We start from the raw sequence: 12,970 nt of genomic DNA on the forward strand, positions 1-12,970 counted from the left end.
GGGATGGGTGCGGGCATCCTCGTGATGCACAGCCCCACTTTGAACATTTGTTCATAAATTTCCTTGAACGAATGTTCAAGATGCACTAACCTCCTTCGTATGACCCAAGCCACATTTTCTGATTCCGCCTCCACGCTTTTCATCAGCGGCTCGTGGGAGCCGGCAGCGTCCGGTGCTGTAAGAAGAATCCACAACCCGGCCGACGGCGAACTGGTCGCCACGGTGTCCGAAGCCGACCGTGAAGATGCCGAGCGCGCCATTTCCGCAGCCCGCGCGGCCTTCGATTCCGGCGTTTGGGCAAATGTCCCTGCTCCCGAGAGAGGCGCGTTCCTGCTCAAGGTCGCCGCAGAACTGCGCGAACGTCGGGAGAAGTTCGCCCGCGCCGAATCCCTGGACACCGGCAAGCGGATCATCGAAAGCCGCATCGACATTGACGACATCGCCGCCTGCTTCGAATATTTCGGACGTCTCGCCGGGCAGTCGGCGGGCCGGGTGGTCGATGCCGGGGACCCCGCCGTCGTGAGCAAAATCGTCTACGAGCCTGTTGGCGTCTGCGGTTTGATCACGCCGTGGAACTACCCGTTGCTGCAGGCCGCGTGGAAGATCGCGCCCGCGCTGGCCGCCGGCTGTACCTTCGTCCTCAAGCCTTCCGAGCTGACCCCATCCACCGCCATCCTTGCCATGCAGTTGCTGCAGGATCTCGGCTTGCCGGACGGCGTCGCCAATCTGGTGACCGGCGCCGGCGCACAAACGGGCGCACCGCTCTCGGAACACCCCGACGTCGACTTGGTCTCTTTCACCGGTGGGCTGGAAACCGGCAAGCGCATTGCCGCGGCCGCAGCCGGCACGGTGAAAAAGGTGGCGCTGGAGCTCGGCGGCAAGAACCCCAACGTCGTGTTTGCTGATGCTGACTTCGACGCCGCCGTCGACAATGCGTTGAACGGTGCCTTTGTGCACTCGGGGCAGGTCTGCTCCGCCGGGGCGCGGCTGGTGGTGGAGGAATCCATCGCCGAGCGCTTCGTCGACGAGTTGGTCCGCAAGGCACAAGACATCCGCCTCGGCGGCCCGTTTGATGAGTCCGCCGAAACCGGGCCGCTGATTTCCGCAGCGCACCGGGAGAAGGTGGACGCGTACGTCCAGCGTGGTGTGGCCGAAGGCGCCCGGCTGCGGTGCGGCGGCGCTGCCCCCGAAGGCGAGAAGTTCGACGCCGGTTTCTACTTCCAGCCGACGGTGCTGGATCGCGTGACCAGGGGAATGTCGGTTGTCATCGACGAAGCCTTTGGCCCGGTAGTAACAGTGGAAACTTTCCGCACTGAAGACGAAGCCGTAGCCACAGCCAATGACACCATCTATGGACTGGCCGGTGCGGTCTGGACCCAGGATGCCGGCAAGGCCCAGCGCGTCGCTGGCCGCTTGCGGCACGGCACCGTCTGGATCAACGACTACCACCCCTACCTTCCGCAGGCCGAATGGGGCGGCTTCGGCCAGTCCGGCGTCGGCCGCGAGCTCGGCCCCACCGGACTGGGCGAGTACCAGGAAGCCAAGCACATCTACCAGAACACCAGCCCGCAGGTGACCGGCTGGTTCGCAGACCACGGCAAGGAGAAATAGATGCACGTTGACAACATCGAGAACCTCAGCGAGCGCGGGTTCGATTACGTCGTCATTGGCGGAGGATCTGCCGGAGCTGCCGTGGCCGCCCGGCTGAGCGAGGACCCGGCCGTGACTGTGGCTCTGGTTGAAGCCGGCCCGGATGACCGGGGCCTGCCCGAGATCCTGCAACTGGACCGCTGGATGGAACTGCTGGAGTCTGGATACGACTGGGATTACCCGGTGGAACCGCAGGAAAACGGTAACTCCTTCATGCGCCATGCCCGCGCCAAGGTCATGGGCGGCTGCTCCAGCCACAACTCCTGCATCGCTTTCTGGGCTCCCCGCGAAGACCTGGACGAGTGGGAGTCCAAGTACGGTGCCACCGGCTGGAACGCTGCGGCCGCCTGGCCCTTGTACCAACGGCTGGAAACGAACGAAGACGCCGGCCCGGATGCTCCCCACCACGGCGACAACGGTCCGGTGCATTTGATGAACGTGCCCCCGAACGATCCCGCCGGAGTCGCGCTCCTTGATGCCTGCGAGCAGACCGGCATCCCCCGCGCGAAGTTCAATGACGGCACCACAGTGATCAACGGCGCCAACTTCTTCCAGATCAACCGACGCTCGGACGGGACACGTTCTTCCAGCTCGGTCTCCTACATCCACCCCATCGTTGATCGCGAAAACTTCACGCTGCTGACGGGCCTGCGGGCGCGGCAACTGGTGTTCGACGCGGACAAGCGCTGCACCGGAGTGGACGTGGTGGACTCGGCCTTCGGCCGTACGCACAGGCTGAACGCGCATCGCGAAGTCATCCTGTCCACCGGCGCAATCGACTCCCCCAAGCTCCTCATGCTCTCCGGCATTGGCCCGGCCGAACATCTGGCAGCGCACGGCGTCGAGGTACTGGTGGATTCCCCTGGCGTCGGCGAGCACCTGCAGGACCACCCGGAAGGCGTGGTTCAGTTCGAGGCCAAGCAGCCCATGGTGCAGGCCTCCACCCAGTGGTGGGAGATCGGCATCTTCACTCCCACCGAAGATGGCCTGGACCGCCCGGACCTGATGATGCATTACGGCTCCGTGCCCTTCGACATGAACACCCTGCGGTACGGCTACCCCACCACGGAGAACGGCTTCAGCCTCACTCCGAACGTCACCCATGCGCGCTCCCGCGGGACCGTTCGCTTGCGGAGCCGAGACTTCCGCGACAAGCCCATGGTGGATCCCCGCTACTTCACCGATCCGGAGGGGCACGACATGCGCGTCATGGTGGCCGGTATCCGCAAGGCCCGCGAAATCGCCACCCAGCCGGCAATGGCTGAATGGACCGGCAGGGAGCTCTCCCCTGGCATCGAAGCGCAGACCGATGAGGAGCTGCAGGATTACATCCGCAAAACGCACAACACCGTCTACCACCCCGTCGGCACGGTCCGCATGGGATCGGTGGACGACCACATGTCACCCTTGGATCCCGAACTTCGGGTCAAGGGCGTGACCGGACTGCGCGTGGCCGATGCCTCCGTCATGCCGGAACACGTCACCGTGAACCCGAACATCACCGTCATGATGATTGGCGAGCGCTGCGCCGACCTCATCCGAACCAGCCGGACGGAGGACACCACGACGGCGGAAGCCGGCTTCAGCTTGTCCCTCGCCTGACCAGGCACCCTGCTTTTAGACCCACGCAACAAACAATGGGGGAAACAGCCGGAGGCACAACGCGGTGCCCGGCCTTGATTTCATCTGCGTCCAATGGCGGCCGCAGAAAGTCACCATTCGTGCACGTCTGAACTAGGAGTTCGCATGTCAGAACCCAGCAAAATAGGACCCTGCAAGAGCGATGCAAGCGGCATGGACGAGTTTGGCTATGCCCAAACCCTGGACCGCAGCATCGGTAAGTTCGCCAGCTTCGCCGCCGGCGTCAGCTACATCTCCATCCTCACCGGCGTTTTTCAACTGTTTTACTTCGGATTCTCGACGGCGGGACCCGCCTATGCCTGGTCGTGGCCCATCGTCTTCGTCGGCCAGCTGATGGTCGCCCTGTGCTTTGCGGAATTGGCCGGACGCTACCCGGTGGCCGGGTCGGTCTACAACTGGGCCAAAAGGCTCTCCACCGGAACGTGGGCCTGGCTGGCGGGCTGGTTGCTGCTGCTCTCCTCGATCATGGCCCTTGGTCGGTCGCCTTGGCCCTCCAAATCACGTTGCCCCAGATCTGGAGCGGCTTCCAACTGGTAGGCGACGGAACAGGTCCTTACGACTTCGCCGTCAACGGGGTCATCCTGGCCAGCATCATGATCGGCATTTCCACACTCATCAACGCGTTCGGCGTGAAACTCATGACCATGATCAACAGTGTGGGCGTGTTCGTGGAACTGGTTGCGGCCGTCCTGCTCATTGCCGCGCTTATCTGGCACTCCGTGCGGGGGCCGGAAGTCCTCCTGGATACTGCCGGCTTCGGTGAAGAACATCCCCTGGGCTTCTTCGGAGTGTTCCTCATTGCTGCCATGGCTTCGGGGTACGTCATGTACGGCTTCGACACCGCCAGCTCCTTGGGCGAAGAAACCAAGGACCCCAAGAAGACGGCGCCAAGGGCGATCCTGCGCGCCGTTACGGCATCCTTCCTTCTCGGAGGCCTGCTCCTCCTCGGCGGAATCCTGGCCGCCCCGGATCTCTCCGATCCCAAGCTGGGGGCGGCTGACGGCGGACTGCAGTACATCGTGCTTTCAGTATTGGGCGGCCCGTTCGGCAAGGCCTTCCTGGCATGCATCGTGGTAGCCGTGGTGGTCTGCACCCTCGCCGTGCATGCTGCAGCCATCCGGATGATGTTCGCCATGGCCCGGGACAACAACCTTCCCTTCAGCCGTCAGCTCAGCAAAGTGCATCCCACCCGGAAAACGCCCACAGTGGCTGCAATCGTCATCGGCGTAGTGGCCGTCATTCCCTTGATCGTCAACATCTCCCAGCCGGCTATCTTCACCATTCTCTCCAGCATCAGCATTGTCCTGATTTACCTGTCCTACCTGCTGGTGACAGTGCCAATGCTGCGGCGCCGGTTCCTGAAGAAGTGGCCCCTGAAGGACGACGGATCTGAACCGGGCTTCAGCCTTGGAAAATGGGGGCTGCCCGTCAACATCGTGGCCGTGCTGTGGGGCGGCGCCATGACCCTGAACCTGGTGTGGCCGCGGCCGGAGATTTACAACTCGGTGCCGCCGTTCGAGTGGTACCTGCAATGGGGTGGCGTGATCTTTGTTGGCACGGTCATCATCGGCGGAACGCTCCTCTACCGTCTCCGCATCAGGCACAAGACCGGAGTCCTGGCTGAGCACGCAGCCGCCGCTGCGCCTTCGGAACCGGACCCGGCCTTGGTCGCCGCCCAGAAAGCCTGACGCGTGCCCGGGCGGCCTCAGACGAAGGCCGACTTCCCTGTCACCGCCCGGGCCACGATCATCGAATTGATCTCGTAACTTCCCTCGTACGTGTAAAGGATCTCGGCGTCGCCGAAGAGCTTGCCCATCTCGTAGTCCGTGGTGATCCCGTTCCCGCCCAAGAGTGAACGGCCCATCGCCACGGAGGAGCGCGCCAGCCGGGTGGTGGTGGCCTTGCACATGGCAGCTTGCACCATTTCGAGCTTGCCTGCCTGCTGGATCCGCGCGAGTTCCACCATCATGGACAGTGAGGCGTTCGCATTGCCCAGGATGTCCGCGAGCTGCTGTTGCACCAGCTGGAAACGGGCCAGTTCCTTGCCGAATTGTTGGCGTTCCAACGCGTAAGAACGGGCAATATCAAAAGCTGCCAACTGAATCCCTGCGGCCTGCCAACCCACCCAAGCCCGGGAATCACGCAAAAGATCGTTCGCCCGCGAGAACTCCGTGGCCCCGGGCAGGAGATTCTCCAAAGGTATGCGGACCTCGTCCAGGACGATGTCCGCGTTCTGCATGATCCTGAGCCCGATCTTGTTGGAGATCTTAGTGGCCGAGTATCCGGGGCGATCGGTCTCCACAATGAAGCCCTTGATCTGCCCGTCGGATTCGTCCCGGGCCCAAACCAGCGCAAAGTCGGCAATCGTGCCTGCACCAATCCAGCGCTTGGCACCGTTGATGACCCATTCGCCGCCGTCGCGCCGCGCCGTCGTCGAAAGTCCTCCGGCGATGTCCGAGCCGTGGTCCGGTTCAGTGAGGGCGAAGGCGCCCAGCTGGGTAAAGGCTTCCAGCCCAGGCAGCCACTTGCGCTTCTGATCATCAGAGCCGAGCTCGTGGATCATGCCCACGATGAGCTCGTTGTGGATGCCCACCAACGCCGAAAGAGACACGTCGGCCCTGGCGATCTCGGTGTACATGAGGCCCTTGAAGAGCTTGGTGGAGCCGTCCGTCTGTAGTCCTCCGAGCCCGAACTTGGCCATATCGGCCAGCAGTCCGAACGGAAATTCCTCACGGTTCCAGTACTCGATACTGGCTGCCCGGATGCGTGTCTGCAGGAATTCCCTGATCTCGAGGTAGCGCACACGCTCCGATGGTGGGAGCAGATCCACTACGTGCATAAGGTCCGCCTCCGGGTAAGGAGGGAGGACACGTTCTGTTGCCGCACCGCTGGTGACGGTGCCGGCAGCTTTTTCGTCGAGCATTAGACCCCTTCGTCATGTCCCGCACAGGCTCTTCCAAACCCTTGGATGTCCTAGTATATTGCAAGGTGATGTGGATCACTAGGCCGGGCAATGAAGCCCCGGCGAAAGGCGGACTATGACAGTCACCGATGACTTCCGTGCGGCCCGCGACCGGTTGCTGGAACTGCGCGAGGACTACAAGCAGGCCCACAGCGAATTCGAGTGGCCACGCTTCGAGGAGTTCAATTTCGCCCTGGACTGGTTCGACCAGATCGCGGCGGACCAGGACAAAGGCGGCAAGCCCGCCCTGGTCATCGTGGAACAGGACGGCAGTTCCACCCGCCGCACGTTCAAGGACCTCGCAGATCGGTCATCCCAGGTAGCCAATTGGCTCCGGAGCCAGGGCGTCCAGCGCGGCGACCACATGATCATCATGCTGGGAAACCAAGTGGAACTTTGGGAACTCATGCTGGCCGGCATCAAACTGGGCATCGTCATGATCCCCACCACCACCCTCATGGGCGCCCGCGACCTCCAGGACCGCGTTGAGCGCGGCGGAGCGGGCTGGGTTGCCGTTGGAAGCGCCAATATCGCCAAGTTCGCAGCCGTTAAAGGCGACTACACGCTGATGGAGATCGGCGCGGATCGAGCCAACGCGGACGCGAAACAGTACGCGGATTCGTACGACGCCGGCACGGACTTCACGCCGGACGCCCCCACCAAGGCGGACGAAACTCTCCTGCTCTACTTCACGTCCGGCACCACCTCACGCGCCAAACTGGTGGAGCACACCCACACGTCCTACCCCGTGGGCCACCTGTCTACGATGTACTGGATCGGCCTCGAACCGGGCGATGTCCACCTCAACGTCGCCTCCCCCGGCTGGGCCAAACATGCGTGGTCCAACGTGTTCACCCCGTGGATCGCCGAGGCCTGCGTCTTCATCTACAACTACGAACGCTTCGATGCGGCCGCCCTCATGGAGCAGATGGGCCGGGAGGGCGTCACCAGTTTCTGCGCGCCGCCCACAGTGTGGCGCATGCTCATCCAGGCCGACCTCACGCAGCTCACCAGTCCACCGCTGAAGGTGGTTTCGGCCGGCGAACCACTCAATGCAGAGGTCATCGGGCAGGTGGAGGAAGCCTGGGGCGTGACCATCCGCGACGGATTCGGCCAGACCGAATCCACCGTCCAGATCGCCAACACGCCTTCGCAGCCGGTAAAGATCGGCTCCATGGGGCGGCCGCTCCCCGGGTACGACGTGGTGTTGGTGGACCCGGTCACCGGTCAGGAATCCGACGACGGCGAACTCTGCCTGCGCTTGGACCCCCGGCCAGTGGGGCTCATGAAGAGCTACTTCGGCGACGAGGCGAAGACGGCTGAGGCCTTCCGCGATGGCTACTATCACACCGGCGATATGGCCAGCCGGGACGCCGATGGCGTCATCACCTACGTCGGCCGGGACGACGACGTCTTCAAGTCCTCCGACTACCGTTTGTCGCCATTCGAACTTGAAAGCGTCCTGATCGAACACCCCGCAGTGGCGGAGGCCGCCGTCGTGCCTTCACCTGATGCCGTGAAGCTGTCGGTACCCAAAGCGTTCGTGGTACTGGCCGCCGGCTACGAACCGGGACCTGCCGTGGCCGAGGACATCCTCAAGTATTGCCGCGAGCATCTGGCCCCTTTCAAGCGCATCCGGCGGCTGGAATTCGGCGAGCTTCCCAAGACAATTTCCGGCAAGATCCGGCGTGTGGAACTGCGCGGCACGGAAGTCGCCCGGCACGGCGACGGTCCGCTCCCGTCAGGTTTGGGCGTCGAATACACGGAGGAAGAGTTCCCGAATCTGAAAGACTAGCCAACCGAACAGTAGGCCAACCAAGCAAACGAAGGAGGCCCATGGGCACCCCACTCCCCCGCGACCCCATCGCCGACGCCCAACGCAACTGGGAACGGCATGGCTGGGGCGATGTCGCCGCGCCCATGGCTGCCATCACCGCGATCATGCGCACCCAACAAATCCTGCTGGCGCGCATCGAAACGGTTCTCAAACCGTTCGGGCTGACCTTCGCACGCTACGAACTGCTGGCGCTGCTGAGTTTCGCCCGCAGCGGCGCGCTGCCCATGAACAAAGCCAGCGCCCTCCTGCAGGTGCACCCCACTTCGGTGACCAACGCCGTCGACCGCTTGGAAAAGGCCGCCTTGGTAGCCCGCTCGCCGCACCCCACCGACGGCCGCACCACCCTGATCGAACTCACCGCCGAGGGCCGCACGCTGGCCAAAAAAGCGACGGCGGCACTCAACGCCGAGGTTTTCGGCCAGTCAGGTTTCGGGGACGACGACGTCGATCACCTCATCCGCGTACTGGGCACCTTCCGCAGGGATGCCGGAGATTTCACGGAGGAGTAGACCTTTCTAGGTTCTCGTAGGGCGGCTTCCGGGCAACGGTGGAGCCTTTGATCGGTAGGTATGCCCGGTGGGCGTGATGATTTCCAGTGTGTGCACATCGGCATGCACAGCACGGGTGCTCCACCCGGGGTTTTCCTTCGTGTGGTTGCATGCTTCGCACAGTCCTGCGCCATTGGCCAGGTTTGTTTGCCCTCCGGAGTGCCACGGAACCACATGGTCAAAATGCCGGATGGGCGCGTCGCAATACGGCGTCCGACAGGTGTCGTCGCGGGTTTCGATGAAGCGCCGTAGCCGGCCGGTAAAGAGCCGCGCCCTGGAGTCGGTGGCAAGGAGTTCTCCCGTGGCTGGCGCGGTGTAGAGCCTGCGAAGCCAGACAGTGAGTTCCTGGTCCTGGGCTGCTCGCTCCTCAGCGACCATTGTTCTTGCCCATTCGGCGGGGACGATTCCGTAGCCCTGAAGCCGTGCTGGTTCGCTGTCACCTTGGAAAAGAGTGCGGTCTGTCATGACGAGGTCCAGGTTGATCCCAGAAACCCCGCCCGGGGTACCGGTGATGCGTTCGACGAGGGTATCGGCCATGGCTTGACCGCGGTTCCGGCCATCGCCGCTGGAACGAGCTGAATCAGCGGCCCGGGTCAGCGCCGCGTAAACCGCCACTCCCTGGGCAACAGGAAGGAGGGCCGTCAGGTAGGTCATGGTGTCCGGCGCCGGACGCAGGCTCACTGTCCGCTCGGCTGCAGCGCGGCTGGCACGCCCGGCCACCGACCGCGGATCCCTCCGATATGCCGCAGCTTTCGCCGCGGCCACGATCGCTTTGTCGCCCTTCCCGGCAAAGGTCCCTGTGTCGGGGGCGAGCTCCTCGTCGACAGCGGTTCGGTCCTCAACAGACAGGCACGCGGTTTCTTTCACCAGCAGCGTGGCACGCCACTCATTCAGCTGCCCGGACTGCAGCGCCGCCAAGGTGCGCGGCATCTCGATCACGAGGGCCTTCGCCAAACCAAGTAAACGGGAGCCACGGTTTGGTGATTCCCTTCTTGCCAGCGCCACCTGGGCTCCCACGCCTTGGCCACGCTCCGAGGCGGGGACCCCTGCCTCGGCCTGCTCCTGACGTAGAGCCAGATCAAAAGCCACAGCAACCCGCGCCTGCAAAGCGGTGATTGCCGACTTCATCTCCTCCAGGGCCCGCAACTGCTCGATCAGGTCCCCACTAACGGTGCCGGCCGTACCCCTGCCGGGCTGAACGGAATCCACAACGACTGGAGCGCGCCCGCGCGCCACTACTGCGCCCGCTCGCCTCTCCCCAATCCGCTCCATGCCCTAACTCTGGCAGCAGGCACTGACAATATAACGTCAGCGATCGCAGGGGAGCCCCATGACTTCTGCGCAGCAAGGGAGTCCCTTGGAGGACCTCCCTCAAGCGGGACTCCCTCCCCCACTGTGAACCTGATGTTCTGGATACATGACCACAACCTTTCCCACCGCCAAGACCCGGCGTCTGCCATTGGTGACATACGTTCTGGCTGCGGGTGTGTTCCTGATGGGAACCACCGAGTTCATTGTTGCGGGGATACTGCCGGAGATCGCCAGCGACCTGAGCACCTCCGTGGCAAGTGCGGGACTCATGATCACGGTGTTTGCTCTCGGCATGATCGTGGGCACTCCCACGATGTCCATCCTGACCCTCAAGCTGCCACGCCGACTGACGCTGAGCCTCGCCCTGGTGGTGTTCGCTGTTGGTCACGTCATCGTGGCGCTCACCTCCGATTTCACGCTCATTCTTGGCGCACGTTTCCTCACGGCCTTGGCGACGGGCGCTTTCTGGGCGGTGGCCGCCGTCGTGGGTGCCAAAGCGGCAGGCGCGGCTTCCGCGTCCCGCGCCCTCGGCGTGGTGCTGGGCGGCGGGATGCTCGCCAACGTGGTGGGTGTTCCCCTCGGTGCGTTTGCCGGTCAGGTCATTGGCTGGCGGGGACCGTTCTGGGTACTCGCCGCGTTGGCGCTGGTGGGGGCGGTTCCGGTGTACCGGCTGGTTGCTGCGGATCCTGTTTCGGGCCCCACTCCATCGGTGCGTGCGGAGCTGGCGAGTATGCGGGATTCGAGGGTTTGGCTTGTGCTGGCAGGTTGCGCAATCGTGTGCGGATCATCCTTGGCTGCCTACACTTTCATCTCTCCGCTGCTCACGGAGAGCACCGGCCTGGCCGCAGCCGCGGTTCCGCTGGTGCTGATGGCGTACGGCATCGGGGCGTTCATCGGCTCCACCCTGGGTGGCCACTTCGGGGCACACCACCCGTACCCGGCCCTGTTCATCTCAGCGGGCATGACATTCCTGGTTCTCGGTGCCCTCTTCCTGTTCTCCCAGTTCGCGCTGGTCGCAGTGGTCCTGATCTTCCTTCTGGGTCTCTTCGGCATGGCAACCAACCCGATATTGATCGGCAAGGCAGTTGGATATGCCGGGCAAGCGCCAACTCTGGCTTCGGCGCTCAGCACTTCGGCATTCAATCTGGGCACGGCAGTGGGATCGTGGATGGCCGGCTTCGCGTTGGAGTCCGCGCTGGGAGCCAGCGGTCCCGTGCTGGTGGGTACCGTTGTCGCCGCACTGTACTTCCTGCCGCTCACTGTGCTGATGCTGAAAGATCGGAAGGACGGTGCTTTGGCGTGAAGGTCTAATGTTCGTCGCTCGCGCCGAAGTCGCTTGTGAGCCAGTCCTCAATTGAGTTCCAAGGGAAGGCGCGATGAGCATGTGGCCCGGGCGAGATTGTGGAGGCCTCCATCCGGTCGAGTCGAAAGAGACGCCAGTCGTCCCGGTCAAGGTCGTAAGCAACGAGGTACCAGTACTGTTGCCGCAGGAGATGCCGATAGGGCTCGACTCTGCGGCGCGAATGGCGGCCACGTTGGTCCGTGTAGTCGAACCCGAGGCGCGCGCCCGTCGCAACGGAGTCGGCGATCGTGCCGACAAGCTCCCAGTCAACGGACGCAGGAGCTTCGCGTAGAACCTGTGTCGACAGAGCTACCGCTGCGGCCCGCCGCTGCAGGCCGCCAGGCAGCACCTGTTCGAGCTTCGTGCGCGCGGTCGCAGCTTTGGCATCATCCGGCAGCCACGCTTCCAGGATCAGGATGCTCGTGATGATCGTCGAGACTTCGTCCGCGCTGAGCAGGAGCGGTGGAATCTTCATGCTCGGCCGCAGCGCGTAGAGAGCACCTGGGCCGGGGCGGGAGCTGACGTCGTAACCCATGCCGCGAAGACGCATTGCGTCCCGCCGTACGGTGCGCGCGCTCACCCGCAGGCGGGCCGCGAGGTCGTGTGCGGTCCATGTCCGCCCCGACTGGAGTAGGGCCAGCAACTCCAGCGACCGTGTCGAGGGTGAGTCCATGGATCCATGATCGCCCAAGATGCGGCCAGTATGCGGCCGCAATTGCACATAGCGTGGAAGAACGAGCGGAAGAAAGGAACTCCATGAAGATCGCCGTCACAACCTCTCAGGGCAACGTCGGCCGACATCTGACACGGATGCTCATCCGGGCAGGCGTCAGGCCGCTGCTTCTCACCCGCCACCCAGAGAACGTCCCCGCTGCCCTCGCCGCGCACGTCGATCTGGTGGCGACGGACTCCCGCGAGCCGGGTCAGGTCGTTTCGGCCACCGTCGGCATCGACGCCATCTACTGGGTCGATCCGCCCGCTGAGTCCCCCGACCCGATGGCCGACTACCGCCGCGCTACGGAGTCCGTTGTCTCCGCAGTTGAGGCGAACCGGATCGGACGGGTCGTCTTCCAGAGCAGCGTCGGCGCGGAGAAGCGGCACGGCGCAGGCGAGATCGACGGCCTCGCGGAGACGGAAGTCGCCCTCGACGGTTGCGGCGCGGACGTCACGCACCTGCGGTGCGGCTACTTCTTCACCAACCTGCTGTTCGAGGCGCAGTCAGTGAAGACCGGGTTGCTCCAGACCGTACTCCCCGTCGATGCCCCGATGAGCTGGGTTGCACCACGGGACATCGCCGAGGTGGCCGCTCTCAACTTGTTGAGCCTCAAATGGAGCGGACGCCGCGTCCAAGCCGTCCACGGCACCGAAGACCTGACATGGACGCAAGTCGCGAAGATCCTGGCGGAGGAGCTAGGCCGAGAGGTGCGCGTCGAGCGGATCGCCGACGAGCAGATGCGCGAGCAGTACCTCCAGGCTGGCATGCCTCCCGCCATGGCGGACGCGGTCCTGGGGATGTCCACCGGGCTGCGAGAAGGCTTCGTGCCCGAGCAGGAACGTTCGATCGTCACCACCACTCAGACCCAACTGCGGAGCTGGATCCGTGAGGAGCTCGTCCCCCTCCTCTGAACACCATGGGGAGCACGATGGAGTTCAAACGGCGGTGCGCGTCACCTGTCATG

General features: G+C 63.8%; 11 protein-coding genes. 8 read left to right on the forward strand and 3 right to left on the reverse strand.

Annotation, left to right across the window (positions count from 1 at the left end):
- Positions 1-99 precede the first annotated feature (99 nt).
- From GVL04_RS13235 to GVL04_RS13245, 4 genes are all read left to right on the forward strand, one after another.
- On the forward strand, positions 100-1,611 hold the full coding sequence (locus GVL04_RS13235; protein WP_159705185.1) for an aldehyde dehydrogenase family protein: 1,512 nt from the start codon (positions 100-102) through the stop codon (positions 1,609-1,611).
- A complete protein-coding gene (locus GVL04_RS13240; RefSeq protein WP_159705188.1) occupies positions 1,612-3,252 on the forward strand; it encodes a GMC family oxidoreductase in 1,641 nt (546 codons plus the stop codon).
- Positions 3,253-3,396: 144 nt separating this feature from the next.
- A complete protein-coding gene (locus GVL04_RS24835) occupies positions 3,397-3,828 on the forward strand; it encodes an amino acid permease (protein ID WP_268825380.1) in 432 nt (143 codons plus the stop codon).
- Positions 3,714-4,979: an APC family permease gene (locus GVL04_RS13245; protein WP_268825381.1), complete on the forward strand. Its 1,266-nt coding sequence runs from the start codon at positions 3,714-3,716 to the stop codon at positions 4,977-4,979. The genes GVL04_RS24835 and GVL04_RS13245 overlap by 115 nt, the downstream gene beginning before the upstream one ends.
- Positions 4,980-4,996: 17 nt before the next feature.
- Here GVL04_RS13245 and GVL04_RS13250 read toward each other — a convergent pair whose 3' ends face one another.
- The gene (locus GVL04_RS13250; protein ID WP_159705191.1) at positions 4,997-6,214 is read right to left on the reverse strand and encodes an acyl-CoA dehydrogenase family protein; all 1,218 of its coding nucleotides are present in this window, start codon (positions 6,212-6,214) and stop codon (positions 4,997-4,999) included.
- A 115-nt stretch (positions 6,215-6,329) separates the two neighbouring features.
- On the opposite strand from GVL04_RS13250, the gene GVL04_RS13255 reads away from it, so the two are divergent.
- Positions 6,330-8,048, forward strand: a complete 1,719-nt coding sequence (locus GVL04_RS13255; protein ID WP_159705194.1) for an AMP-binding protein — start codon at positions 6,330-6,332, stop codon at positions 8,046-8,048.
- A gap of 41 nt (positions 8,049-8,089) precedes the next feature.
- Positions 8,090-8,599, forward strand: coding sequence for a MarR family winged helix-turn-helix transcriptional regulator (locus tag GVL04_RS13260; RefSeq protein ID WP_159705197.1), 510 nt, complete (start codon positions 8,090-8,092; stop codon positions 8,597-8,599).
- 6 nt (positions 8,600-8,605) lie between these two features.
- Here GVL04_RS13260 and GVL04_RS13265 read toward each other — a convergent pair whose 3' ends face one another.
- Positions 8,606-9,910, reverse strand: a complete 1,305-nt coding sequence (locus GVL04_RS13265; protein ID WP_159705200.1) for an HNH endonuclease signature motif containing protein — start codon at positions 9,908-9,910, stop codon at positions 8,606-8,608.
- 145 nt (positions 9,911-10,055) lie between these two features.
- Between GVL04_RS13265 and GVL04_RS13270 the strand changes: the two genes are divergently transcribed.
- Complete coding sequence (locus GVL04_RS13270; RefSeq protein WP_159705203.1) at positions 10,056-11,252, forward strand: MFS transporter; 1,197 nt, start codon at positions 10,056-10,058, stop codon at positions 11,250-11,252.
- 4 nt (positions 11,253-11,256) lie between these two features.
- On the opposite strand, the gene GVL04_RS13275 is transcribed toward GVL04_RS13270, so the two are convergent.
- The gene (locus GVL04_RS13275; RefSeq protein ID WP_159705206.1) at positions 11,257-11,964 is read right to left on the reverse strand and encodes a YafY family protein; all 708 of its coding nucleotides are present in this window, start codon (positions 11,962-11,964) and stop codon (positions 11,257-11,259) included.
- 83 nt (positions 11,965-12,047) lie between these two features.
- Between GVL04_RS13275 and GVL04_RS13280 the strand changes: the two genes are divergently transcribed.
- Complete coding sequence (locus tag GVL04_RS13280) at positions 12,048-12,917, forward strand: NAD(P)H-binding protein (protein WP_159705209.1); 870 nt, start codon at positions 12,048-12,050, stop codon at positions 12,915-12,917.
- Positions 12,918-12,970 lie beyond the last annotated feature (53 nt).

It is taken from the genome of Arthrobacter sp. 18067 (assembly GCF_902706295.1).
Taxonomy (GTDB): domain Bacteria; phylum Actinomycetota; class Actinomycetes; order Actinomycetales; family Micrococcaceae; genus Arthrobacter.